This window comes from Rhizobium cauense, from assembly GCF_019511525.1.
In the GTDB taxonomy this organism is placed as follows: domain Bacteria; phylum Pseudomonadota; class Alphaproteobacteria; order Rhizobiales; family Rhizobiaceae; genus Rhizobium; species Rhizobium cauense.
Genome location: NZ_JAEUAT010000106.1, coordinates 1 through 225, shown reverse-complemented (window position 1 = coordinate 225; position 225 = coordinate 1). Strand labels below are relative to the sequence as shown.

Genomic DNA, 225 nt, shown 5'->3' with positions numbered 1-225 from the left:
TGCCCAGCGCCGCGATCTCATCGGCGGAGAACTTGGCGATGTCGTCGGCACCGAGCGCACCAACCTGCGTGGCGCTCAACACGCCAACCTGGGCCGTCGTGAAGCCTTCGACCTGATCGGCCGTCAGGGCGCTGATCTGGCTTGCCTTCAGGCCGGCAACGGCCTTGGTGCTGAGAGCGGCGATCTTCGTGGCGTCGAGTGCGGCCAGCTGGTCGTTGGTCAGAG

The 225-nt window shown here is 66.7% G+C and carries 1 protein-coding gene; it reads right to left on the bottom strand.

Annotation, left to right across the window (positions count from 1 at the left end):
- On the bottom strand, positions 1–225 hold a 225-nt coding region (locus JNB88_RS33360; RefSeq protein ID WP_220359187.1), incomplete at both ends, for a hypothetical protein.